Raw genomic sequence first — 23,323 nt, forward strand, 5'->3', positions numbered from 1 at the left:
TGTGGGAGCTGGCTTGCCTGCGATGCAGACACCTCGGTACATCTGTCGCACCGAGGTGATGCTATCGCAGGCAAGCCAGCTCCCACATTTTGAGTCATGCCGCGTTCAAGGCTTCAGCGCAGCGTCGGCCCCTGGAAGCCCATGTACAGCGCCAGCTTCTCAGCCACGCTGGCACCCAGCTTCTTGGAGAAGCGGTCAAACGGCGACTCCTGAACGGTGAAGTCCACCAGCTCTTTCTCGCCAATCACGTCCCGCGCCACCGAACTGGCACTGCCCAGGCCGTCAATCAAGCCCAGTGGCAACGCTTGCTCGCCGGACCAGACCAGGCCGGAGAACAGCTCCGGATGTTCTTTATCCTTGAGCCGGTCACCACGCCCTTGCTTGACGCTGGCAATGAACTGCCGATGGGTAGTGTCCAGCACGCCCTGCCAGAACTGGGTTTCATCCGCCTTTTGCGGCTGGAACGGATCCAGGAACGACTTGTGCTCGCCGGACGTGTAGGTACGCCGCTCCACCCCCAGCTTCTCCATGGTGCCGACAAACCCGTAACCGGCCGCCGTCACGCCAATGGAACCCACCAGGCTGGCCTTGTCGGCGTAGATCTCGTCGGCAGCGCTGGCGATGTAATAGGCGCCCGAGGCACCCAGGTCGGAGATCACCGCATACAACTTGATGTCCGGGTGCAAGGCACGCAGGCGACGAATCTCGTCATACACATAACCCGACTGCACCGGACTGCCGCCCGGGCTGTTGATGCGCAGGATCACGGCCTTGACCTTGGAATCCTCAAAGGCGGCCCGCAGACTGCTGACAATATTGTCGGCGCTGGCAGACTCCTTGTCGGCAATCACTCCGCGCACTTCGATCAATGCCGTGTAGTTGCCGCTACGGGTGGCACTCTTTTCCATGTCCATCAACGGACTGAACAGCGCCAGCATGCCCAACAGATAAATAAAGGTCAGCAGCTTGAAAAAGATCCCCCAACGCCGCGAGCGACGCTGCTCCTGCACACTGGCCAGCAGGGTTTTTTCCAGCAACTTCCAGCTTCTGTCATCGCCATTGTTATCGGCATTGGCCTTCTCAGGCGCTTTCCACTCATCGGTCATGCCATCTACCCCAGCAAAGACTTAATGGGCCCGGCTGAGCCAGGCCTGCAATTCAGAAAAACGGTCAATCGTCAGTCTCGGCTCATACGCCTGCAACGCCTGGGCAGACTGGGCGCCGTAGCTGACCGCCACGGAGTCCATGCCCGCATTGCGCGCCATCATCAGGTCGAACGACGCATCACCCACCATCAACGCCTGCCGGGGCGAAACGCCACATTGAGCGAGGATCTGTTCGAGCATCAGAGGGTGAGGTTTGCTGGCGGTTTCATCCGCCGCACGGGTGGCGTCGAAATAATCTTCCCAGCCATGGGCCTTGAGCACCCGATCCAGGCCGCGACGGGCCTTGCCGGTGGCCACCGCGAGGTGATAACCGTCGGCGCGAAACGCTTCCATGGCCTGGGCCACGCCTTCAAACAACGGTGAAGGCCGGGCATCCAGGGCCATATAGTGATCGGCATAGTGCTGACGAAAGGCTATCAGCTCGTCGTCACCGATCTCTGGATACAGGGTGCGGATCGCTTCCGGCAGGCCCAGACCGATAATGCCCTTGACCGCCAGGTCGTCGCACAACGCGTAACCGGAACGGGTCGACGCCGCGTGCATCGACTCGACAATCCGACCAATGGAATCGCACAGGGTGCCATCCCAGTCAAAGATCAGCAGTTTGTAGTCAGGGTGCGACACTCAGGCGCTCCACGGTCTTGGCCCACATCTCATCGACAGGCGCTTGCAGCTTCAATTCGCCGCCATCGGGCAGCGGAACCGTCAGCATGTAGGCGTGCAGGAACAGGCGCTTGCCGCCCAGGTCGCGAATTTCCTTGGAGAAATCCTCGTCGCCATATTTGGTATCGCCCGCGATGCAGTGCCCCGCATGCAGGGTATGCACCCGAATCTGGTGGGTACGGCCGGTGACCGGCTTGGCTTCGACCATGGTCGCAAAGTCGCCGAAACGGCGCAGGACCTTGAACAGCGTCAGCGCCTCCTTGCCCTCCTCGTCCACTTCGACCATGCGCTCGCCGGAACGCAGGTTGCTCTTCTGCAACGGCGCACGGACGCTCTTGATCGAGGTGGCCCAGTTGCCGCGCACCAGCGCCATGTAGCGCTTGTCCACGCCATCGCCGCGCAGGGCGGCATGCAGGTGGCGCAACATGCTGCGCTTCTTGGCGATCATCAGCAGGCCCGAGGTGTCACGGTCCAGACGGTGGACCAGCTCCAGCTCCTTGGCATCCGGGCGCAACTGACGAAAGGCTTCGATCACCCCGTAGTTGAGGCCGCTGCCGCCGTGAACGGCGATGCCGCACGGCTTGTTGATCACGATCAGCGCCTTGTCTTCGAAGACAATCGACGCTTCAAGGCGCTGCAACAGGCCCTGGGCCAGAGGGACCGGCTCGTCGCGCTCAGGCACCCGCACCGGCGGCACACGGACGATGTCGCCCGCCTGCAGCTTGTACTCGGGCTTGATCCGGCCCTTGTTCACGCGCACTTCGCCTTTACGCAAAATGCGGTAAATCAAGGTCTTGGGCACGCCTTTGAGCCTGGCAAGAAGAAAGTTGTCGATGCGTTGGCCGGCATATTCCGGCGAGACCTCGAGCAGCTGGACGCTGGGGGTCTGGGGGGCGGTAGTCGTCATGGCGGCGATGATAACAATTTTTTATGGAATTGAAGCACTTAATCATTGCTGCTATAGTCGCGAACGCCGCCAAAAGCGGCCTGGACAGAGGACTAGCGGCAAACTGCCGGCCCTGACCATCGCAATTCATCAGGACGCGAGGCCGTCCTACGGGGCTTTCGCCACCCTGGAAGGCTCGAGATTGTAACAAGCGCAGGTGACATGAGGCCTGAAGCGAGTGCAAAAAGCAGAGTGATTACTCGCCTTTTGCGCCGATATTTACGGCCAGTTCACAAAGTGCAGTCAGTCTTGAGCCAGACCACGGCGAATGCTTCGGAAACAACGCCTGTTACGAGCTGAGTGAGAGCACAGTCGCCCACACCCGGTCTTGTTTAGCCATGAGCGTGTTCTCCCCATTGGAGAACACGGTAAATGCCAACCCGCTGCGGATTCTGCGCGCGGCAGCACCCGAATTATCAGGGATACGTGTAGGGTGGAGATGCACAACCGTCGGACCGTGTAGCACTAGGCTTATATTTAGACGCTTCATCTCGTCCACAGTCGCCGGTTGATTCCTCCTCCTGACTGAGTGCTTAAGTCACCACAGCAAGCAGGAAGCGTACGTCGCGATATCGCCCATTTTGGCGGGTATTGCTGGACACTGGAGTGGCCAACCACTCTTGACGCACCTGACACCGACCGTGAGAAGTCGTGTGTGCCGAACGCCGTTTCCGGCAGCCCGGAAACCGACGGTACAACATGAAAAGAATGCTGATTAACGCAACTCAACCCGAAGAGTTGCGTGTTGCACTGGTAGACGGCCAACGCCTCTACGACCTGGACATCGAGTCCGGTGCACGCGAGCAAAAGAAGGCCAACATCTATAAAGGCCGGATTACTCGTATCGAACCAAGCCTTGAGGCTGCCTTTGTCGATTTCGGCTCCGAGCGCCATGGTTTCCTGCCCCTCAAAGAAATATCCCGCGAATACTTCAAGAAAGCCCCAGAAGGCCGCGTGAACATCAAGGACGTCCTGAGCGAAGGCCAGGAAGTCATCGTTCAGGTGGAAAAAGAAGAACGTGGCAACAAGGGCGCCGCCCTGACCACCTTCATCAGCCTGGCTGGCCGCTATCTGGTCCTGATGCCGAACAACCCGCGTGCCGGCGGTATCTCCCGTCGCATCGAAGGCGAAGAGCGCAACGAACTGCGTGAAGCGCTGAACGGCTTGATCGCTCCGGCCGACATGGGCCTGATCGTGCGCACTGCCGGCCTGGGCCGCAGCAGCGAAGAAATGCAGTGGGACCTCGACTACCTGCTGCAACTGTGGACCGCTATCAAAGAAGCGTCCCTGGATCGTTCCGCGCCGTTCCTGATCTACCAGGAAAGCAACGTGATCATCCGCGCCATCCGCGATTACCTGCGCCAGGACATCGGCGAAGTGCTGATCGACAGCGTTGAAGCCCAGGACGAAGCCCTGACGTTCATCCGCCAGGTGATGCCGCAGTACGCCAGCAAGATCAAGCTGTACGAAGACAGCGTTCCGCTGTTCAACCGTTTCCAGATCGAAAGCCAGATCGAGACCGCTTTCCAGCGCGTCGTCGAACTGCCTTCCGGCGGCTCCATCGTGATCGACCCGACCGAAGCCCTGGTGTCCATCGACATCAACTCGGCGCGCGCCACGAAGGGTAGCGACATCGAAGAAACCGCCCTGCAGACCAACCTGGAAGCGGCTGAAGAAATCGCCCGCCAGTTGCGCCTGCGTGACATCGGCGGCCTGATCGTGATCGACTTCATTGACATGACCCCGGCCAAGAACCAGCGCGCCGTGGAAGAGAAAGTCCGCGAATGCCTGGAAGCTGACCGTGCCCGCGTACAGGTCGGCCGTATCTCGCGCTTCGGCCTGCTGGAAATGTCCCGTCAGCGCCTGCGTCCATCCCTGGGCGAAAGCAGCGGCATCGTCTGCCCGCGTTGCAACGGCACCGGCATCATCCGTGACGTTGAATCGCTGTCTTTGGCGATCCTGCGCCTGATCGAAGAAGAAGCCCTGAAAGACCGCACTGCCGAAGTGCGCGCCCAGGTGCCGATCCCGGTCGCTGCGTTCCTGCTCAACGAAAAACGCAACTCGATCACCAAGATCGAACTGCGCACCCGTGCCCGCATCGTCATCCTGCCGAACGATCACCTCGAGACGCCGCACTTCGAAGTGCAGCGCCTGCGTGATGACAGCCCGGAAGCCCACGTCAATCAGTCCAGCTACGAAATCGCTGCTGCCGCTGCCGAAGTGGAAGAAGTCCAGCCAGCCGCTGCGACCCGCACCCTGGTTCGCCAGGAAGCCGCCGTCAAGACCGCACCAGCCCGTGCCAACGCACCGGTTCCGGTTGAAGCTGCTGCTCCGGTTGCAGCGCCTGCTGCCCTGCCTGAGCCAAGCCTGTTCAAGGGCCTGGTGAAGTCGCTGGTCAGCCTGTTCGCCACCAAGGAAGAGCCGGTTGCTCCAGTTGTGGTCGAGAAGCCTGTGACTGAACGCCCTGCACGCAACGAAGAGCGTCGCAACGGTCGTCAGCAGAGCCGCAATCGCAACGGTCGCCGTGACGAAGAGCGCAAGCCTCGTGAAGAACGTGCACCGCGCGAAGAACGCGCCCCACGTGAAGAGCGCCAACCGCGCGAAGCCCGTGAAGAAACGCCAACCGTAGCCCGTGAAGAGCGTGCTCCACGCGAAGAACGTGCACCGCGCGCTCCACGCGCCCCGCGTGAAGACCGCAAGCCACGTGGCGAGCGTGAAGAGCGCGTGCGTGAACTGCGCGAGCCGTTGGACGCAGCTCCTGCTGTAGCCGCTGCTGCCGTCACCGCTGCCACGGCTGAAGAACGTCCAGTTCGTCAGCCCCGTGAAGAGCGTGCGCCGCGCGCTCCTCGTGAAGAGCGTCAACCACGTGCCGAGCAGGCCGCGGTTGCCGGTGAAGAAGAAGAGCTGCTGTCGAACGAAGACCAGCAACAGGAAGACGGCCAGGACAACGCCGAAGGCGATCGTCCACGCCGCCGCTCCCGTGGCCAGCGTCGTCGCAGCAACCGTCGCGAGCGTCAACGTGATGCCAACGGCAATGAAATCGAAGGCTCGGAAGAGACCGGCGAAGCCACTGCCGGCGAACCAACTGGCGCCGAACTGGCTGCCGGCCTGGCCGTTACCGCTGCGGTTGCCAGCTCGGTCATCAGCGCACCTGCTGAAGCCCAAGCCAACGAGCAAGCTGAAGCCGCCACTGCTGCCATCCAGGAAAACCCGGTTGTAGAGACGCCAGTCGTCGAAGCGCCCGTGGTTGAAGCGACGACTCCAGTCGAAGCGCCAGCGGTTCCAGAAGTGGAAGTAGCACCGGTTCGCCATACTCGTGAAGTTCGTGAAGTTCGCGAGCCTCAGCCTGAAGCTGAAGTGGTTGCCGAGCCTGCGGTGGTTGTTGAACAACCGCCAGTGGTTGAAGCCGCTGTTGAAGCACCGGTTGAAGCACCGGTTGCCGAGCCAACCCCTGAAGTGCGCGAAGTTCGCGAAGAACAGACCGCCTTCCAGTGGACTGCCGAGCCTGCTGTAGTAGTTGAAGCAGTCGAAGCACCGGCACCGGCTCCAGTCGTCGAAGAAGCGCCAGCGCCAGTCGCTGAAGTGGTTGTCGCCGCTGAACCGGTCGCCGTTGTTGCCGAGCCTGCGCCAGTGGTTGAAGCGCCAGTGGTTGCCGAAGTGGCGGCACCGGTGGTTGAAGCCGCTCCGGCCAGCGCCCTGACCGAAAACGGCCGTGCGCCGAACGACCCACGTGAAGTGCGTCGTCGCCGCAAGGAAGCTGAAGCGGCCGCCGCTGCTGCCAAAGCCGCTGCAGAGGCTGCTCCGGCAGTCGCTGAAGTGGTCGAAGCAGCCCCTGCGCCGGTCACCGAAGCCGTGGTTGAGCACACTGCCCCTGTCGTTGACGAGAACCCGCGTTCCGTTGAAGAAGTGGTAGAGCACACCCCAAAAGCCCTGGAAGAAGAGCACGAGCCTAAACCCCTCGTCTGATTCCATCGGCCACTAAAAAGCCCCGCCTGAGTGATCAGGCGGGGCTTTTTTATGAGCGCTGGGTGACGCAGAGCGTCACGGGATGCATTCCCACGCAGTGCGTGGGAACGATCATCCCACGCAGAGCATGGGAGCGATCACCCGCTAGCGGTAGTTCAACAAGGCCGGCACGTCCACATCCCACACCACACCGGGATCGTCGACGGCCACTTCCTGCACCCACGCCTGGGCAAATAATGGCTTGGCTCCACGGTCTCCGGTCAGCGCCATCAAGGCTGGACCGAATGAACGGCCAAATCCCACGGGATGCCCGTACTGGCCTGCGTGCACCGGTACACTGATACCGTCGTCTTCAAGGCCTGCCATCACCTGGGCGATGCTCGTCGGCAGGACAAACGGCATATCCCCCAACACCACCAACCAACCGGCAGACGGACCACTGGCCGCCACCGCTGCGGCGATGCTGTCGCCCATGCCCGGAGAGCGCAACAGCAGCACCTCACAACCGTGAACCGTTGCCAACCGAATCACTTCGGTTCTGTCCGGCGACGTCACCAGCCAACGCCGGGCAACCGTCGGTGGCAAATTCACCAGGACCTGTTCGATCACCGGCCGTGTGATGCCATCCCGGCCCACGCAGGGCGCCAACAACTTGTCCTGATCCGCACCCGCCTCAGCCCGAAAACGACTGCCCTGCCCCGCCGCCAGGATAATCGCGGTGATGTCCGTCAACTGACCGCTGCCTGCAATGGTTTTTTCTGCAATAGATCAATCCCGTTCTTGATCGCGACAATTTCCGCCATCAGCGACAACGCGATCTCAGCCGGCGTATGGCTGCCGATATGCAGGCCAATCGGTCCATGCAGCCGCGCAATAGCCTCCGCACTCAGCCCCAGCGCCGCCAGGTTTTCACGGCGTTTCTCGCTGTTAACCCGCGAACCCAGGGCGCCAATGTAGAACGCCTTGGAATTGAGGGCTGTCAGCAGCGCCATGTCATCCAGGCGCGGGTCATGGGTAAGCGCAACAATGGCAGTGCGTTCATCGGTCTGGATATTCAGTACGGCCTCATCGGGCATGCCCGGCACAAAGCGCCCGTGCTGTTCTTCCCAGCCGTAGACAAACTCCTGGCGCGGGTCGCAGATCAGCACTTCGAAATCCAGCAACCGCGCCATTTCCGCCACATAGCGTGACAGCTGGCCCGCGCCGATCAGCAGCAGGCGCCAGCGCGGGCCATAAATCGCCCGCAATCGCGTGCCGTCGAAGGTGACCGTATCGGTCTTGCTCGCGCCGCTCAGCACCACCTCACCGGTGGCCAGGTCCAATTCACGGGCGACAATCTCATGCGCCTCGCAACGCGCCAGCAGCTCAGCGACCCAGCCTGGATCGCCCACCCGCTCCTCCGTCAGGCGCAGGGTGCCGCCACAGGGCAGGCCAAACCGCGCGGCCTCGTCGCGAGTAACGCCATACGTCACGAGCTGCACCGGCGGCCCATCATCAGGCAGCCGACCATCCTGCAAACGGGCGATCAAGTCGTCCTCAATGCACCCGCCCGACACCGAGCCAATCACGACCCCATCGTCACGCAACGCCAGCATGGCCCCCGGTGGGCGCGGCGCGCTGCCCCAGGTCTGGACCACGCTGTACAGCACCACCCGCTGCCCGGCGCGGCGCCATTCCAGCACGCTACGCAATACATTCAGATCGACACTGTCCATCAGGCGTTCGCCTCCTGCCAATCTTCCGTGAGCTGATAAAAATATTGATAGTCAGCTAAGTTAACTCAGCGGACATAAAAAAGCCCTGCAATGCAGGGCTTGGTGCGTCAAAAAACAAGCTTAGTTCAATAGCGATTGGGCTCCATTTCCAGCACAACCTGGAAACGCTTTTCGATGTCCTGCTGGATACGTAGCGCGAGGCCAGCAATGTCCTGGCCAGTGGCCGCTCCGTAGTTCACCAGCACCAGTGCCTGCAAGCGATGCACACCCGCGTCACCGTCGCGGAAACCCTTCCAGCCAGCCTTGTCGATCAGCCAGCCGGCGGCCAGTTTCATCTGCCCGTCGGCCTGGGGGTAAGCCACCAGGTCCGGATATTGAAGCTGCAACTCGGCAGCCAGCGCCTGGGGCACCAGCGGGTTCTTGAAGAAGCTGCCAGCATTGCCGAGCACTGCCGGGTCCGGGAGTTTCTCGCTTCGAATACTGCAAATCGCGCGGCTGACGTCGCTGGGGGTGGCCTGCGTAATGCCTTGCTCGGTCAGGCGCTGCTGCACCGGCCCGTACTCCAGCTTCAGGTGCACCGCGCGGCTCAAGGCAAAACGCACCCGCAGAATCAGCCAGCGCTCGACTTCGTGCTTGAACAGGCTGTCGCGGTAGGCAAAGTTACACTCGGCCAAGCTGAAATCCCGCAGCTCGCCGGTCTGGCGGTCGAGGGCGGTCAGGCCGGCGAACACGTCCTTGATCTCCACTCCGTAGGCGCCGATGTTCTGCATCGGTGCGGCTCCGACCGTGCCCGGAATCAGGCTGAGGTTTTCCAGGCCGGAAAAACCCTGGGCCAACGTCCACAGTACAAAGGGATGCCAGGCTTCTCCGGCTTCGGCTTCCACCACCACGTGCACGCCATCGTCGTGCACTACCCGAATACCTTGGCTGGCCATGCGCAGCACCAGCGCGTCGATGTCCTGGGTCAGCAGCAAATTGCTGCCGCCGCCAATCACCAGCAACGGCAACTGCTGCCCGGCGGCGTAGGCCAGGGCTTCACGCACGTCGGCGTCGCTGTGGGCCTCGGCAAATAGCCGGGCACGCACGTCGATGCCAAAGCTGTTGAACGGCTTGAGGGAAACCTGTGGGTGTACCTGCAACGTCATAACCGGCCCTTCAATTCAATCACCAACAGGTCACAGGCGCGCTCGATCAGGTCGAGGACGGTTTCAAAACCCTGGTCGCCTTCGTAGTACGGGTCTGGCACTTCATCCACCACCGAGTCGTAACGGCGCAGGAACAGGTCCAGGTCCGCCTTGCCCTGGGCCGGCTGCATGGCCTTGAGGTTGCGCAGGTTGCTCTGGTCCATAGCCAGGATCAGGTCGTAGCGGGAAAAGTCGGCACGCGACACCTGCTGCGCACGCTGGGCCGACAAGTCGTAGCCACGTTGCAGCGCTGCTCGCTGGCTGCGCTTGTCCGGTGGATTGCCGACGTGCCATTCACCGGTGCCGGCGGAAGCCACTTCCACCCGATCGGCCAGGCCGGCTTCACGCAGTTTGTGGCGCAACACGCCTTCTGCCGTGGGTGAACGGCAGATATTGCCCAGGCAGACGAACAGAACCTGCATCAGGCCCCCAGCAGGCGACGGACGCGTTCGAGGTCTTCCGGGGTGTCGACACCGGCCGGCGGCGCTTCCAGGGCATCGCCCACGTGAATGCGTACGCCGTGCCACAGGGCACGCAGTTGCTCCAGGGATTCGGTGTTTTCCAGCCAGCACGGGCCCCAACTGACGAAGTCATGCAGGAAGCCGGCGCGGTAGGCGTAGATGCCGATGTGGCGGCGGTAAGGCACGCCCGCCGGCAGCACGTCAGGCTGTTTGGCGAACGCGTCCCGCGCCCACGGCAAGATGGAGCGGCTGAAAGTCAGCGCCAGACCATTGATGTCGCTGACCACTTTCACCACGTTGGGGTTGAACAGGGTCTGGATGTCTTCGATCGGCTCGGCCAGGGTCGCCATGCGGGCTTCGCCATGGGCAGCCAGGTTGGCCGCCACCTGATCGATCACGCTGGGCGGGATCAGCGGCTCGTCGCCTTGCACGTTGACCACGATGGCGTCCGCCGCCAGCCCCAACTTAGAGGCCACTTCGGCCAGGCGATCGGTGCCGGAATTGTGATCTTCGCGGGTCAGCACCGCTTCGGCGCCAAAGCGTTTGCAGGCCTCAATGATGCGCGGATCATCGGTGGCCACCACCACACGTTCGGCGCTGCTTTTGCAGGCCTGTTCCCACACCAGCTGGATCATCGGCTTGTCGCCGATCAGCTGCAGCGGTTTACCGGGCAGGCGAGTGGAGGCGTAACGGGACGGGATGACAACGGTGAAGGCGGTGGTCATTTATCCAGGCGCTCGTCGGTGGTCAGGGTGCGGGCTTCGCTTTCGAGCATTACCGGAATGCCATCACGGATCGGGTACGCCAGGCCGGCGCCCTTGCTGATCAGCTCGGTTTTGTCGGCGCTGAGCTTGAGCGGGCCTTTGCAGATCGGGCAAGCGAGGATATCGAGCAGTTTGGTGTCCATGAGTATGTCCTGGAGAGCAGCGTTTTAAGGCAAAAGGCGGGCGGGCAGCAAGCGCATCAACTGCGTGTCGAACCAGGCAACAAACGCCGGTGACGGTGCAGCGTCCACCGCAAGGTACCACCAGTCGGGCCTGGCAAAGGCGCGGCACTTCACCGCGTCTTTTTCGGTCATGACCAACGGCAGTGCCGGTGTGAAATTCAAGACCTCGGCGCTGTAGGGCGCATGGTCGGCAAAAGCATGGGGTATTGGGCGCCAGTGTAGCGTTTCAAGGGTGTTGAAGAAACGTTGCGGGTTGCCGATACCGGCCACCGCATGTACCTGTTGCCCCACCGGGAAATGGTCGACGGGTTTGCGCTCGCCGGTGTGCAGGTTGACCAGCGCGGTGGGCAACAGACGGAAGGCAAAGCCGTCGTCACGGTCTGCACCGGCGCCGTTATAGAGCAGCGCATCGACGCTTTGCAAACGCTCGATCGGCTCACGCAACGGCCCCGCCGGCAGGCAGCGGCGGTTACCGAGCCCACGGGCGGCATCGATCAGCACCAGTTCCAGGTCACGGGCCAGGCGATAATGTTGCAAGCCGTCGTCGGAGAGGATCAGGTCCAGGGTTTCGCTGGCCAGCAGCGCTTTTACGGCGCGGCTGCGATCCGGGTCGATCATCAGCGGTACGCCGCTGCGCTGCACGATCAGCAAGGGCTCATCCCCCGCCACCGATGCGCTGTGATCGGCCTCTACTCGCCATGGAAACTGTGGCGGTTTGGCGCCATAACCCCGGCTGACCACACCGACGCGCAAACCGCTGCGTTGGCAATGGTCGATCAGCCACAGAATCAAAGGCGTCTTGCCCGTACCGCCGACGGTGATATTGCCGACCACCACAACCGGCACCGGCGACTGATAGATCTCGCCCTCTCCCGCCAGGAACCGCGCACGTTTGCGCTGCACCACCCGGCGATAGAGGGATTCCAGCGGCTGCAGCAACGCCAGCGCCGGATGGCCTTCGTACCAGGCCTTGAGCAAACGATCAGTCATGGCCATCAGGGTGGGCTCGCCGCCTCGACAGTGGTCATGCGCAAATGGCTGAAGCCGAGCTTGCCGGCAGCGTCCATCGCAGTGATCACGGCCTGGTGCTTGGTGTTGCCATCGGCGCTGATGGAAAGTGGCAGGTTGGTATCACCCCCCGACTCTTTTTGCAGTGCATCCATCAGGCTGGCCAGGTCGTTTTTCTCCAGCAACTGGTTATTCACCGAGAACACGCCATCGGCGCTGATGGCGATATCCAGTTGTTTGGCCTGCTGGTCTTCCGCCGGTGAACCGCTGACGGCTTCCGGCAGGTCGACGCGCAGTTGGGTTTCCCGGGTAAAGGTGGTGGTGACGACAAAAAACAGCAGCAGGATGAACACCACGTCAATCAACGACGCCAGGTTGATATCGACGTTCTCCCGTCGCTTGCGGCGAAATTTCACGCTTTGCCCTCAACCAGGTCCACGTCACGGTCGCCCTGCACCACTTCCACCAGCTTGATGGCTTCCTGCTCCATGCCCACCACCAGTTCGTCGATGCGCCGTTGCAGGAAGCGGTGGAAGAACACCGAAGGAATACCGACCATCAGGCCCGCCGCCGTGGTGATCAAGGCCTTGGAAATACCACCGGCCAGCACCGCGGCGTTGGTGGTCATGCCCGAGCCCATGAAGGAGCTGAAGATATCGATCATGCCCAGCACCGTACCCAGCAGCCCGAGCAACGGGGCCATGGCGGCGATGGTACCGAGGGCATTGATATAGCGCTCCAGCTCATGAATGACCCGGGCGGCAGCCTCTTCGATGCATTCCTTCATGATCTCGCGACCATGCTTGGAATTGGCGAGGCCGGCGGCAAGGATTTCACCCAGGGGCGAGTTGGCCCGCAGCTCCTTGAGTTTTGCCTTGTCGAGTTGCTTGTTCTTGATCCAGCCCCAGACCTGGCCCAGCAGGTGGTCAGGGGTTACGCGGCTGGCACGCAGGGTCCACAGGCGTTCGGCGATGATGCCGAGTGCGGCGATGGAACTCAAAATGATCGGCAACATCATCCAGCCGCCGGATTTGACCAATTCCCACACAGTGAATGCCCCCTCGAAAAAGTGCGCCACTTTACCATAAGGGTCCGGTGGAAGGGCTGGCCTGCCCCAGAGCATCCTGTCGCAGTACCGGGTCTTTGGTAACGCTGTTTTGCGGCGGCGGCTCGCGCCAGAAACGGCGCTGGCTGCGCGCGGCCACCGGCGGCTGGAAGGTGCCCAGTTGCAGCCGCAGCGCGCCGTGTTCGGCGCTGTCATAGATGACGCTGCCCACGGCCTGGTAACGCTCCAGCACCTGGGGATGGGGATGGCCAAACCCATTGCTGCGGCCACGGGAAATCAATACCGCCCGGGGGGCGAGGCGCTGTAGAAAAGGCCACGACGAGGAACTGCGGCTGCCATGGTGAGGCGCTTGCAGCCAGTCGACCGGAGCGCCCAAGGGGGTGGCCAGCAAGGCCCGCTCGGCGTCACGGTCAATGTCACCGGTCAGCAACAGCCGCTCGCCGTTGGCCTGCACCCGCAACACACAGGACATCTGATTACCGTCCGTCGCATCAGGCCATTGCCACAGCTCGAATGTCACCCCGTCCCATTCCCAGCGCTCGCCGCTGACACACGCTTGAGTACCGAGAGCCGCCGGTAGCCGCTGTGTCTCGCCGCCTACCACCCGTTTGACCGGCAAGCCCTGGGCCACGGCCAATGCACCGCCGGCATGGTCGGCGTCGGCGTGACTCAGCAGCATCACGTCCAGTGCCTTGACACCCCGCTTGCGCAAGGCTGGCAGCACAACGCGAGCCCCAAGGTCGAACTCGCCGGAGCGCGGCCCGGCGTCATACAGCAGCACGTGGTTGCGGGTGCGCAGGATGATCGACAACCCCTGGCCAACATCCAGTTGCACCACCTCGACCTGCCCATGGGGCACCGATTCCCGGGGCGGGAACACCGCCAGCAGCAACATCGGCCAGCCCAGCAGCCGAAACGGGACGCCCTTGGGCAGCAATAACAACACGGCCCCCAGCAGGCTCACCAGCCAATAGCCCACCGGCACGTGCGCCGGCAGCCAGGCCGGCAGGTGCTGTGCCAGCAGGGCGAGGGCCTTGAACAGCCAGTCCAGCGCGCCGCCCGCCAGCCATAACAAACCCTCTCCTATATAAGGCAGCGGCAATAACGCCGTCCCCAGGAGGGCCAAGGGCAACACCACCAGGCTGATCCACGGCACGGCCACCAGGTTGGCCAGCGGCCCGCTCAGGCTGATGGGCAGGCCGAGCACCAGCAGCAGCGGAAACAGACCGATGGCAATCAACCACTGGGCCCGGGTCCAGGCCTGCCAGGCACGCCACGGGCCCAGTCGACCGCTGAATGCCAGGATCAGCACCGCTACGGCCGCAAAAGACAGCCAGAACCCCGGCTGCAGGCTGGCCAGCGGTTCGAGGATCAGCACGGCATTCAGGGCCAGCAACAGCGGCCACCAGATTCCCAGATGACGAAACCGCAGGCGCCACAGCAAGACCAATCCCACCATCACGCAGGCCCGTTGCACCGGCACCTCGAAACCCGCCAGCACGCCGTAGCCCAGCGCGGCTGCAAACCCCAGGCCGCAGGCCCAAGGCAGCCACGGCAAGGGTTTCGGCCACCCTCCGTAGCGCGCCAGGCCGGCGACCAGGCCATAGATCAACCCTGCCAGCAGCCCGATGTGCTGGCCGGAAATCACCAATAGGTGCACGGTGCCGGTGTCTTGCAGCACACGCCAATCCTCAGTGGCCAACCCGGAACCATCCCCGAGCACCAGTGCCGCCAGGCCTGCCTCACGCCCCTGGGCATCTACCGCCAACAGCCGCTGGCGAATCCCGTCGCGCCAGGCATGCCGCGCCGGCGCCAGCCGCTGGCCATCCTTGACCGAACCGGTGGCGCCAATCCGCTGGGCCAGCAGCCAGGCTTCATAGTCAAAACCCTCGGTATTGAGCAGCCCGGAGGGGCGTTTGAGGGTGACGGCCAACCGCCAGCGCTCACCGCTCCGGACCGGCGGCCCGCCGCGCCAGGACACACGAATGCGTCTGGGAAGCAGGTCGTTACGTGACCGGCTGTCGGTCAGTTCAAAGCGCACACCGTCGCCCGTCTGTTGCGGCAACCCGGTAACACGCCCCTCCACCCAGCGGGTCTGGCCATCCAACCGTGGGGCCAGTCGGTCGTCCAGCGCCCACTGCGCACTGAGGCACGCCCAGCTCAACCCGAGCAGGAAAAATGCCAGCGGATAAGTACGAAAAGGCAACAGCATCAGGGCCAGCACCGGCATCAACAGCAGCCAGCCACCGGAGGGCAACGCGGGTAAAAAACGCAAGGCGAGCAGCCCCAGCGCGAGGGCGAACATCCCTGTTCTCATGGATCTTTCCTTGAAAGCGACCCATTGAGTCTTAGCCGGGGCACCGATCGGGCCTATTATTATTTGTCACAAAGTCTGAATTTCCCGTTCGTAGAATGCGGGCATACTTGCCCCTCGAACTGACCTGGACCCCTTATGCCACGGCGCTTATTCAAACGGTACATGCCCGATCCGACCAGCATTCGGGAACACAAGTCCTTACGCTTTCTCGGCAAATTGCTGCATGACCCGAACCTCTGGCACCTCAATCGGCATTCGGTCGCGCGGGCGATGGCGGTGGGCCTGTTCGCGGCATTTATCCCGATTCCCTTGCAGATGCTGCTGGCCGCGATCCTCGCCATCAGCGTGCGCGGCAACATGCCGATTGCCGTCAGCCTGGTGTGGCTGACCAACCCGATTACCATGCCGCCGGTGTTCTTCTGCACCTACATGACCGGCGCCTGGCTGATGAACGTGCCCCCCCGCACCATGCCCGACGAGCTGACCTGGGAATGGATCAGCGGGCAGTTGTCGACGCTGTGGCAACCCTTCCTGCTGGGCTCGGTGGTATTGGGGCTGGTGATGGCAGCGCTGGGGTATTGCCTGACCATGGGCTACTGGCGCTGGTGGGTGGCCCGCCAGTGGAAAAAACGCAAACAGCGCAGGCTGTAAACATCACCGGGCGGTTGCCCGCCTTCCCCCCGTACGCCCCAAAGATCCGCTCCCGCTTCAACGCTTCGAAACCATCACCCGCCAGGGCCGCCACCGGGCACCCAACGGCCCTAGGTTTGCCTCAGGTCATTAATTTGCGAGATTCCATCCCGCGCAAATGGCTACACTGCGCAGGTGGCGCGGGCCGGATGCCTGCGTGGAATTTCTACAACAGTGTGGTAGCAGGAGAGTGGCGTGCTTAGAAGAATGGGGATAAAAGGCCGCGTACTGTTGCTGACCTTGTTGCCTACCAGCCTGATGGCGTTGCTGCTGGGCGGCTATTTCACCTGGATGCAGCTTTCAGAATTGCAGACGCAGTTGCTGCAACGGGGTGAGATGATCGCCGAGCAACTGGCACCGCTGGTGGCCCCGGCCCTGGCCACCCGGAACACCGACCTGCTGGAACGCATCGCTACCCAATCCCTGGAGCAAACCGACGTGCGCGCCGTGTCGTTCCTCGGCCCCGACCGCACGCCCCTGGCCCACGCCGGCCCGACCATGCTCAATCAGGCGCCGATCGGCAACAGCTCGCACCTGTTGCAGCGCACCGGCAACGACGCGACCCGCTACCTGCTGCCGGTGTTCGGCCGCCATCGCAACCTCGCCGGTGAACTGATCCCGGATGAATCCGACCGCCTGCTGGGCTGGGTAGAGTTGGAGCTGTCCCACAACGGCATGTTGCTGCGTGGCTACCGCAGCCTGTTCGCCAGCCTGCTGCTGATCGCCATCGGCCTGATCTGCACCGCGGCCCTGGCCTTGCGCATCAGCCGCACCATCAACTCACCCATTGGCCTGATCAAGCAGGCCGTGGCGCAACTCAAGGACGGCAACCTGGAAACCCGCCTGCCACCACTGGGCAGCCAGGAACTGGACCACCTGGCCTCGGGCATCAACCGCATGGCCGAGACCCTGCAAAACGCCCAGGAAGAATTGCAACACAGCATCGACCAAGCCACCGAAGACGTGCGGCAAAACCTGGAAACCATTGAAATCCAGAACATCGAGCTGGACCTGGCCCGTAAGGAAGCGCTGGAGGCCAGCCGCATCAAGTCGGAGTTCCTGGCCAACATGAGCCATGAAATCCGCACGCCGCTGAACGGCATCCTCGGTTTCACCCACTTGTTGCAGAAAAGCGAGCTGTCGCCTCGTCAGTTGGACTACCTGGGCACCATCGAAAAATCCGCCGACAACCTGCTGGGCATCATCAACGAAATCCTCGACTTCTCGAAAATCGAGGCCGGCAAGCTGGTGCTCGACAGCATCCCGTTCAACCTGCGGGACCTGCTGCAAGACACCCTGACCATCCTCGCCCCGGCCGCCCACGCCAAACAGCTGGAGCTGGTGAGCCTGGTCTACCGCGACACACCGCTGTCACTGGTGGGCGACCCGCTGCGGCTCAAGCAGATCCTCACGAACCTGGTGAGCAACGCGATCAAGTTCACCCGCGAAGGCACTATCGTTGCCCGCGCCATGCTGGAAGACGAACAGGAAGACAGCGTGCAACTGCGCATCAGCGTGCAGGACACCGGCATCGGCCTGTCCAACCAGGACGTGCGGGCGTTGTTCCAGGCATTCAGCCAGGCGGACAATTCGCTGTCGCGGCAACCTGGCGGCACCGGCCTGGGGCTGGTGATTTCCAAGCGTCTGATCGAACAGATGGGCGGTGAGATTGGCGTCGACAGCACACCGGGTGAAGGCTCGGAATTCTGGATCAGCCTGAACCTGCCCAAAACCCGTGACGATATCGAAGACCTGCCCTCCCCGCCGCTGCTGGGCCGGCGCGTCGCCGTGCTGGAAAACCACGAGCTGGCGCGCCAGGCCCTGCAACATCAACTGGAAGATTGCGGCCTGGAAGTCACCCCGTTCAACAGCCTGGAGAGCCTGACCAACGGCATCACCAGCGCCCACCAGACCGAACAGGCCATTGACCTGGCCGTACTGGGCATCACCGCCAACGACATCCCGCCGGAGCGCTTGAACCAGCACCTGTGGGACCTCGAACACCTGGGCTGCAAGGTGCTGGTGCTGTGCCCCACCACCGAACAGCTGCTGTTCAACCCGTCGGTGCCCAACCCCAACAGCCAGTTGCAGGCCAAACCCGCCTGCACACGCAAACTGCGCCGCGCCCTGGCCGACCTGATCAGCCCGCGCCCGCTGCGCAGCGAACCCGGCGAGCCGCTGTCCAGCCGCGCGCCACGGGTGCTGTGTGTCGACGACAACCCGGCCAACCTGCTGCTGGTGCAAACCCTGCTGGAAGACATGGGCGCCAAGGTCCAGGCGGTGGAGAGCGGTTACTCGGCCATCGAAGCGGTGAAACTGGAAGCCTTCGACCTGGTGCTGATGGACGTGCAAATGCCCGGCATGGACGGGCGGCAAAGCACCGAGGCGATTCGCGCCTGGGAAAGCGAACGCCACGGCACGCCACTGCCTATTGTCGCGCTGACGGCCCATGCGATGGCCAACGAAAAACGCGCCCTGCTGCAAAGCGGCATGGATGACTACCTGACCAAACCCATCAGCGAACGGCAACTGGCCCAGGTGGTGTTGAAATGGACCGGGCTGGCCCTGCGCAATCAAGGCCCGGAACGCGGTACCGAAAACTTTGGGCAGGCCACGCAATTGCCTGTGCTGGACCACGAAGAAGGCTTGCGCCTGGCCGCCGGCAAGGCAGACTTGGCAGCCGACATGCTGGCGATGCTGCTGGCCTCGCTGGAGGCCGACCGTGAAGCGATTCGCGTCGCCCGTGACGCCAACGACCGCAACGCCCTGATCGAGCGGGTTCACCGCCTGCACGGCGCCACCCGCTATTGCGGCGTACCCCAACTGCGCGCGGCCTGCCAACGGGCCGAGACCTTGCTCAAACAGGACGACGCCAAGGCCATGCCGGCCCTGGATGAACTGGACATGGCGATTGCACGGCTGGCCAGCGAGGCGCGGGTCAGCGCGTAAACTTTTGGGGTAATGTGGCGAGGAGCTGCTGTGGCGAGGGAGCTTGCTGTGGCGAGGGAGCTTGCTCCCGCTGGGCTGCGCAGCGGCCCCAAAATCCTGGGAGCGCTTCGCACTCCAGCGGGAGCAAGCTCCCTCGCCACAGCAAGCTCCCTCCCCACAGACAAGCCCCCTCGCCACAAAGGCAACTTTCCATCATCAAGAAGGACTATTTGATGCGCATCCTCCTCTTCAGCAGCCAGGCCTACGACCGCGAGAGCTTTCTCGCCCAGCCATTGCCCGCAGGCCTGCAACTGCAATTCCAACCGGCACGGCTGAACCTCGACACCGCGGCCCTGGCCGAACACCACGAAGTGGTCTGCGCCTTTATCAATGACGACCTCAGCGCCCCGGTGCTGGAGCAACTGGCCAAGGGCGGCACCCGCCTGATTGCCCTGCGCTCGGCCGGCTACAACCATGTCGACTTGCCCGCCGCCAAACGCCTGGGCCTGACCATCGTGCGGGTGCCGGCCTACTCGCCCCATGCAGTGGCCGAACATGCCGTCGCGCTGATCCTGGCCCTCAATCGCCGCCTGCACCGTGCCTACAATCGCACCCGCGACGGCGACTTCAGCCTGCATGGCCTGACCGGCTTCGACCTGGTGGGCAAGACCGTCGGCGTGGTCGGCACCGGGCAGATCGGCGCCACGTTCGCCAAGATCATGGCCGGGTTCGGCTGCCAGTTGCTGGCGTACGACCCCTACCCCAACCCGCAGGTCGAGGCCCTCGGTGCGCGCTACGTGAGCCTGCCGCAGTTGCTCGGCGAAGCGCAGATCATCAGCCTGCACTGCCCGCTGACGGCGGACAGCAAACATTTGATCAACGCCCGAAGCCTGGCCCATATGCAGCCCGGCGCGATGCTGATCAATACCGGGCGCGGCGGTTTGGTGGACACCCCGGCACTGATCGACGCGCTCAAGGACGGCCAACTGGGCTATCTGGGCCTGGATGTGTACGAAGAAGAGGCCCAGTTGTTCTTTGAGGACCGCTCGGACTTGCCCCTGCAAGACGACGTACTGGCACGCCTGCTGACCTTCCCCAACGTGATCATCACCGCGCACCAGGCCTTCCTGACCCGCGAGGCGCTGGGGGCGATTGCCGGCACCACCCTGGCCAACATTGCGGCGTGGGTGGATGGGCAGGCGCACAACCTCGTCGAAGGATGATCAGCGGTCACATAGCCGCGCCATGATGGAGGGCGGCCCGTGATAGGATGCCGCGCCTATTTGGAGGATCCATGGCCGAACACGATTTCCGCTTCAGCTTGCTGAGCCCGCAACACACCCTGATCGAATGCCGCGCCCTGGTGCCGGGCCGTTATCAAGTCACCGGCAACGGTGGTTCGATCAAGAACGGCGACGTTTTGATCGTCACCCTGCGCGGCAGTAAAACCCTGTCGATGCGCCTGACCGTCGAAGGCGATGCGCGCTACTCCATCCGCCCGGCGGGCCAGTGGGTCGCCATGGCCCAGGGGCCGAAGTTCGGCGAACTGGAGATTCACACCTGGAAGGTCAACTGCGACAGCTGCGACAACGTGCTGGACTTTGAATTCGCGGTGGAAACCAAGCTGAGCAAAGAGCCGCTGCAACCGGCCGCCACGGCCCGGGTCACCGAGTTGGGCTGGGCCACCCTGGGCGACAAGCACCGTTGCCCGAAATGCCAGAAGGCCGCGCAATGAGAGCCGCGCTGATGCTGGCCGTGCTGGGCGCAGGCCTTGCGGGCTGCGCCAGCGATGAGGTCAAGCTCAAGCAGGATCACAGCTACGTGGTGGAATGGATCGGTGAGCGGCCATTGATGGATTACGCGCACCTGACCGTAACCCTCGGCGCCGATGGCCGGGCCTACGGCAACGGTGGCTGCAACCATTGGTTCGCGCCGTACACCCTGGACGGCGACAAGCTCAGCTTTGGCAAGGTCGGCAGCACCCGCAAGCTCTGCGCCGAGGCGTTGATGGAGCAGGAACACCGCTTCTTCCAGGCCCTGCAAGGCGTGCAACGCTGGGACATCTCGCCGATCGAACAGACCCGTTTCTGGCCGGCTGACGGCAAACCGCTGCGGTTGTGGCTGGAAGAAGGCTGATCAAGCACGATCTTTAAGGCAAAACAGATCCAAATGTGGGAGCGGGCTTGCTCGCGAAGGCGGTGTGACAGTCACCAGATACATCGACTGATCCACCGCATTCGCGAGCAAGCCCGCTCCCACATTTTTTAACCGCGCAACGCCTTGAGCTTGGCCAACACACCCTCGGCCGTCTGCTCGCCCATCAGTTGCTCGCGCACCTTGCCCTTGTCATCGATGATGTACGTCACCGGCAAGGCTTCGCTGCGAGGAATGTCGAAGATCCCGTCCGGGTTCTGCGCCAATACGGTGAACTTGATACCCAGTTTCTCGCTGGCGCTTTTGAGTTCTTCACCCTGGGCGTTGTCGAAGTTAACGCCGAACACCCCCACCGACTGGCCCTTGAGCTGTTCGGCCAAGGCGTTGAGTTCGGGAATTTCGGTACGGCACGGGCCACACCACTCGGCCCAGTAGTTAACCACCAGCCATTGCTTGTCCAGGCGTTCGGCGGCCACTTTCTGACCGTATTGGTCAACGCCATAATCATTGCCACAGCCGCTGAGCAGCAGCGTGCCGATGATTGCCAATGCGCCTAACAGTCGCCTCGTCATGGGGTAATCCTTCGCAAAAATGAACGTTGGCTGCGGCCTATCGCCTCTCATGGTTTAAGGACGTGGCGCAGCGCGGGTAGAATACCCGCCACCTTACGCAAGATGCGACCCGCACATGACCGATCTGACGCTTTATCACAACCCGCGCTGCTCGAAATCCCGCGGTGCGCTCGAACTGCTGGAAGCCCGTGGCCTCACACCCAACGTGGTGCGCTACCTGGAAACCCCGCTCGACGCCGCGCAATTGCAGGCCTTGCTGGGCAAGCTTGCGATCAGCGCTCGGCAACTGCTGCGTACCGGCGAAGACGAATACAAAACCCTCAACCTGGCCGACGCCAGCCTCAGCGAGGCGCAGTTGATTGCCGCCATCGCCGCTCATCCTAAACTGATGGAGCGCCCGATCCTCGCAACCGCCGACAAGGCCGTAATCGGCCGCCCGCCCGAGAATATCCTGGAGCTGGTTTCGTGAGTGCGCCGTATGTGCTGGTGTTGTATTACAGCCGAAACGGCTCGGTCAGCGAAATGGCCCGGCAGATTGCCCGAGGCGTCGAGCAAGCAGGGCTTGAGGCGCGGTTGCGTACCGTCCCGGCCATCTCCAGCGAGTGCGAAGCCGTGGCGCCGAGCATTCCGGTCGATGGCCCGCTGTACTGCAGCCTCGACGACCTGAAGCACTGCTCGGGCCTGGCCCTGGGCAGCCCGACCCGTTTCGGCAACATGGCTGCGCCGCTCAAGTACTTTCTCGACGGCACCAGCAACCTGTGGCTGACCGGTGCCCTGGTGGGCAAGCCGGCGGGCGTGTTCACCTCCACCGCCAGCCTGCACGGCGGCCAGGAAACCACCCTGATGTCGATGCTGCTGCCGCTGCTGCACCACGGCATGCTGATCACCGGCCTGCCCTACAGCGAACAGGCGCTGCTGGACACCAAAGGCGGCGGTACGCCCTACGGCGCCAGCCACCATTCCGGTGCCGACGGCAAGCGTGCCCTGGATCAACATGAGATCGCCCTGTGCCGCGCCCTCGGCCTGCGCCTGGCGAAAACCGCCGCGCTCCTGGAGAACGGCCGTGGCCCGGAAGCCTAAGGTACTGCCGCCCCAGGCGTGGCTGGAGCCGCGGGTCAACGTGACGCGGGCGTTAAGCCTGCTGGCGTTTTTGGGGTTGGTGGGGTTGCTGTGCGCGTACTACCTGGTATTCGCCGACCTGCACGGCGCGCGGCCATGGGTGATTCTGCTGATCGAGTTGGTGCCGCTGCTGTTGCTGGCACCGGGCATGATCCTGGGCAGCGCGCGCGGGCATTCGTGGATGTGCTTTGTGGTGAATCTGTACTTCATCAAAGGCGCGCTGGCGGCGTACGACCCGAACCGGCAGTGGTTTGGCGTGCTGGAAATGCTCGCGAGCCTGGCGGTGTTCTGCACGGCGTTGATGTATGTGCGGTACCGCCACCAGTTGAATCGGCGGTTGGCGGGGGAAGGTTTGCCTGCTTGAATGCATTTCTTCAGGCAAAGCCGCAATCAATGTGGCTGGGGAGCTTGCTGTGGCGAGG

Annotated in this window: 23 protein-coding genes; 9 read left to right on the plus strand and 14 right to left on the minus strand. The window is 62.9% G+C overall.

The window, feature by feature from the left end:
• Nucleotides 1-113: 113 nt before the first annotated feature.
• Genes HX855_RS13875 through rluC form a run of 3 tightly spaced genes read right to left on the minus strand, consistent with a single transcriptional unit; the run spans nucleotide 114 to nucleotide 2,736 of the window.
• Nucleotides 114-1,106, minus strand: a complete 993-nt coding sequence (locus tag HX855_RS13875; protein ID WP_177083789.1) for a S49 family peptidase — start codon at nucleotides 1,104-1,106, stop codon at nucleotides 114-116.
• 21 nt (nucleotides 1,107-1,127) lie between these two features.
• Nucleotides 1,128-1,790, minus strand: a complete 663-nt coding sequence (locus tag HX855_RS13880) for an HAD-IA family hydrolase (RefSeq protein WP_177083787.1) — start codon at nucleotides 1,788-1,790, stop codon at nucleotides 1,128-1,130.
• Nucleotides 1,777-2,736: a 23S rRNA pseudouridine(955/2504/2580) synthase RluC gene (gene rluC / locus HX855_RS13885; protein WP_004371325.1), complete on the minus strand. Its 960-nt coding sequence runs from the start codon at nucleotides 2,734-2,736 to the stop codon at nucleotides 1,777-1,779. Before rluC ends, HX855_RS13880 begins: the two co-directional genes overlap by 14 nt.
• Before the next feature lie 738 nt (nucleotides 2,737-3,474).
• On the opposite strand from rluC, the gene rne reads away from it, so the two are divergent.
• Nucleotides 3,475-6,741, plus strand: coding sequence for a ribonuclease E (gene rne / locus HX855_RS13890; RefSeq protein ID WP_177083785.1), 3,267 nt, complete (start codon nucleotides 3,475-3,477; stop codon nucleotides 6,739-6,741).
• 144 nt (nucleotides 6,742-6,885) lie between these two features.
• Here rne and HX855_RS13895 read toward each other — a convergent pair whose 3' ends face one another.
• From HX855_RS13895 to HX855_RS13940, 10 genes are all read right to left on the minus strand, one after another.
• Entirely contained in the window at nucleotides 6,886-7,473 is a 588-nt protein-coding gene (locus HX855_RS13895; protein ID WP_177083783.1) for an NTP transferase domain-containing protein, read from the minus strand.
• Nucleotides 7,470-8,456: an XdhC family protein gene (locus tag HX855_RS13900; protein ID WP_177083781.1), complete on the minus strand. Its 987-nt coding sequence runs from the start codon at nucleotides 8,454-8,456 to the stop codon at nucleotides 7,470-7,472. Before HX855_RS13900 ends, HX855_RS13895 begins: the two co-directional genes overlap by 4 nt.
• Nucleotides 8,457-8,581: 125 nt before the next feature.
• Entirely contained in the window at nucleotides 8,582-9,601 is a 1,020-nt protein-coding gene (gene murB, locus HX855_RS13905; protein ID WP_177083779.1) for a UDP-N-acetylmuramate dehydrogenase, read from the minus strand.
• Nucleotides 9,598-10,062 carry a low molecular weight protein-tyrosine-phosphatase gene (locus tag HX855_RS13910; RefSeq protein WP_017475823.1) on the minus strand — a complete coding sequence of 155 codons (465 nt, stop codon included), beginning with the start codon at nucleotides 10,060-10,062 and terminating at the stop codon, nucleotides 9,598-9,600. Before HX855_RS13910 ends, murB begins: the two co-directional genes overlap by 4 nt.
• Nucleotides 10,062-10,826 (minus strand): 3-deoxy-manno-octulosonate cytidylyltransferase, encoded by a 765-nt coding sequence (gene kdsB / locus HX855_RS13915; RefSeq protein ID WP_177083777.1) that lies wholly within the window; start codon nucleotides 10,824-10,826, stop codon nucleotides 10,062-10,064. The genes HX855_RS13910 and kdsB overlap by 1 nt, the downstream gene beginning before the upstream one ends.
• Nucleotides 10,823-11,008, minus strand: coding sequence for a Trm112 family protein (locus HX855_RS13920; protein ID WP_003174668.1), 186 nt, complete (start codon nucleotides 11,006-11,008; stop codon nucleotides 10,823-10,825). Before HX855_RS13920 ends, kdsB begins: the two co-directional genes overlap by 4 nt.
• Before the next feature lie 24 nt (nucleotides 11,009-11,032).
• On the minus strand, nucleotides 11,033-12,043 hold the full coding sequence (gene lpxK / locus HX855_RS13925) for a tetraacyldisaccharide 4'-kinase (RefSeq protein WP_177083775.1): 1,011 nt from the start codon (nucleotides 12,041-12,043) through the stop codon (nucleotides 11,033-11,035).
• Complete coding sequence (locus HX855_RS13930; RefSeq protein ID WP_177083773.1) at nucleotides 12,043-12,471, minus strand: biopolymer transporter ExbD; 429 nt, start codon at nucleotides 12,469-12,471, stop codon at nucleotides 12,043-12,045. Before HX855_RS13930 ends, lpxK begins: the two co-directional genes overlap by 1 nt.
• Complete coding sequence (locus HX855_RS13935; protein ID WP_063033914.1) at nucleotides 12,468-13,103, minus strand: MotA/TolQ/ExbB proton channel family protein; 636 nt, start codon at nucleotides 13,101-13,103, stop codon at nucleotides 12,468-12,470. Before HX855_RS13935 ends, HX855_RS13930 begins: the two co-directional genes overlap by 4 nt.
• A 31-nt stretch (nucleotides 13,104-13,134) precedes the next feature.
• On the minus strand, nucleotides 13,135-15,426 hold the full coding sequence (locus HX855_RS13940) for a DNA internalization-related competence protein ComEC/Rec2 (protein ID WP_177083955.1): 2,292 nt from the start codon (nucleotides 15,424-15,426) through the stop codon (nucleotides 13,135-13,137).
• A gap of 147 nt (nucleotides 15,427-15,573) precedes the next feature.
• On the opposite strand from HX855_RS13940, the gene HX855_RS13945 reads away from it, so the two are divergent.
• The 5 genes from HX855_RS13945 to HX855_RS13965 all read left to right on the plus strand — a co-directional run bounded on the left by HX855_RS13945 (nucleotide 15,574) and on the right by HX855_RS13965 (nucleotide 21,192).
• A complete protein-coding gene (locus HX855_RS13945; RefSeq protein WP_177083771.1) occupies nucleotides 15,574-16,089 on the plus strand; it encodes a DUF2062 domain-containing protein in 516 nt (171 codons plus the stop codon).
• A 234-nt stretch (nucleotides 16,090-16,323) separates the two neighbouring features.
• Nucleotides 16,324-19,077: a response regulator gene (locus tag HX855_RS13950; protein ID WP_177083769.1), complete on the plus strand. Its 2,754-nt coding sequence runs from the start codon at nucleotides 16,324-16,326 to the stop codon at nucleotides 19,075-19,077.
• Between the two features lie 212 nt (nucleotides 19,078-19,289).
• Nucleotides 19,290-20,279, plus strand: a complete 990-nt coding sequence (locus tag HX855_RS13955; RefSeq protein WP_177083767.1) for a 2-hydroxyacid dehydrogenase — start codon at nucleotides 19,290-19,292, stop codon at nucleotides 20,277-20,279.
• Nucleotides 20,280-20,350: 71 nt separating this feature from the next.
• Nucleotides 20,351-20,791: a hypothetical protein gene (locus tag HX855_RS13960; protein ID WP_177083766.1), complete on the plus strand. Its 441-nt coding sequence runs from the start codon at nucleotides 20,351-20,353 to the stop codon at nucleotides 20,789-20,791.
• Complete coding sequence (locus tag HX855_RS13965; RefSeq protein WP_177083764.1) at nucleotides 20,788-21,192, plus strand: META domain-containing protein; 405 nt, start codon at nucleotides 20,788-20,790, stop codon at nucleotides 21,190-21,192. The genes HX855_RS13960 and HX855_RS13965 overlap by 4 nt, the downstream gene beginning before the upstream one ends.
• Before the next feature lie 128 nt (nucleotides 21,193-21,320).
• Here the strand turns inward: HX855_RS13965 and HX855_RS13970 are convergent, their stop codons facing one another.
• Nucleotides 21,321-21,782, minus strand: a complete 462-nt coding sequence (locus HX855_RS13970; protein WP_177083762.1) for a TlpA disulfide reductase family protein — start codon at nucleotides 21,780-21,782, stop codon at nucleotides 21,321-21,323.
• 115 nt (nucleotides 21,783-21,897) lie between these two features.
• Between HX855_RS13970 and arsC the strand changes: the two genes are divergently transcribed.
• Genes arsC through HX855_RS13985 form a run of 3 tightly spaced genes read left to right on the plus strand, consistent with a single transcriptional unit; the run spans nucleotide 21,898 to nucleotide 23,265 of the window.
• Nucleotides 21,898-22,251 (plus strand): arsenate reductase (glutaredoxin), encoded by a 354-nt coding sequence (gene arsC / locus HX855_RS13975; protein WP_177083760.1) that lies wholly within the window; start codon nucleotides 21,898-21,900, stop codon nucleotides 22,249-22,251.
• Nucleotides 22,248-22,862 carry an NAD(P)H:quinone oxidoreductase gene (gene wrbA / locus HX855_RS13980; protein ID WP_177083758.1) on the plus strand — a complete coding sequence of 205 codons (615 nt, stop codon included), beginning with the start codon at nucleotides 22,248-22,250 and terminating at the stop codon, nucleotides 22,860-22,862. Before arsC ends, wrbA begins: the two co-directional genes overlap by 4 nt.
• A complete protein-coding gene (locus HX855_RS13985; RefSeq protein ID WP_177083756.1) occupies nucleotides 22,846-23,265 on the plus strand; it encodes a DUF2069 domain-containing protein in 420 nt (139 codons plus the stop codon). The genes wrbA and HX855_RS13985 overlap by 17 nt, the downstream gene beginning before the upstream one ends.
• Nucleotides 23,266-23,323 lie beyond the last annotated feature (58 nt).

It is taken from the genome of Pseudomonas sp. IPO3778, assembly GCF_013386825.1.
Lineage (GTDB): Bacteria > Pseudomonadota > Gammaproteobacteria > Pseudomonadales > Pseudomonadaceae > Aquipseudomonas.

Excerpts from the sequence above, each read along its gene's own strand:
- HX855_RS13875 (WP_177083789.1), bottom strand. The coding sequence starts at position 1,106 with ATGACCGATGAGTGGAAAGCGCCTGAGAAGGCCAATGCCGATAACAAT.
- rne (WP_177083785.1), top strand. The coding sequence starts at position 3,475 with ATGAAAAGAATGCTGATTAACGCAACTCAACCCGAAGAGTTGCGTGTT.
- HX855_RS13970 (WP_177083762.1), bottom strand. The coding sequence starts at position 21,782 with ATGACGAGGCGACTGTTAGGCGCATTGGCAATCATCGGCACGCTGCTG.
- HX855_RS13940 (WP_177083955.1), bottom strand. The coding sequence starts at position 15,426 with ATGTTCGCCCTCGCGCTGGGGCTGCTCGCCTTGCGTTTTTTACCCGCG.
- HX855_RS13910 (WP_017475823.1), bottom strand. The coding sequence starts at position 10,062 with ATGCAGGTTCTGTTCGTCTGCCTGGGCAATATCTGCCGTTCACCCACG.
- HX855_RS13945 (WP_177083771.1), top strand. The coding sequence starts at position 15,574 with ATGCCACGGCGCTTATTCAAACGGTACATGCCCGATCCGACCAGCATT.
- lpxK (WP_177083775.1), bottom strand. The coding sequence starts at position 12,043 with ATGGCCATGACTGATCGTTTGCTCAAGGCCTGGTACGAAGGCCATCCG.
- arsC (WP_177083760.1), top strand. The coding sequence starts at position 21,898 with ATGACCGATCTGACGCTTTATCACAACCCGCGCTGCTCGAAATCCCGC.
- kdsB (WP_177083777.1), bottom strand. The coding sequence starts at position 10,826 with ATGACCACCGCCTTCACCGTTGTCATCCCGTCCCGTTACGCCTCCACT.
- HX855_RS13965 (WP_177083764.1), top strand. The coding sequence starts at position 20,788 with ATGAGAGCCGCGCTGATGCTGGCCGTGCTGGGCGCAGGCCTTGCGGGC.
- murB (WP_177083779.1), bottom strand. The coding sequence starts at position 9,601 with ATGACGTTGCAGGTACACCCACAGGTTTCCCTCAAGCCGTTCAACAGC.
- rluC (WP_004371325.1), bottom strand. The coding sequence starts at position 2,736 with ATGACGACTACCGCCCCCCAGACCCCCAGCGTCCAGCTGCTCGAGGTC.
- HX855_RS13960 (WP_177083766.1), top strand. The coding sequence starts at position 20,351 with ATGGCCGAACACGATTTCCGCTTCAGCTTGCTGAGCCCGCAACACACC.
- HX855_RS13900 (WP_177083781.1), bottom strand. The coding sequence starts at position 8,456 with ATGGACAGTGTCGATCTGAATGTATTGCGTAGCGTGCTGGAATGGCGC.
- HX855_RS13955 (WP_177083767.1), top strand. The coding sequence starts at position 19,290 with ATGCGCATCCTCCTCTTCAGCAGCCAGGCCTACGACCGCGAGAGCTTT.
- HX855_RS13920 (WP_003174668.1), bottom strand. The coding sequence starts at position 11,008 with ATGGACACCAAACTGCTCGATATCCTCGCTTGCCCGATCTGCAAAGGC.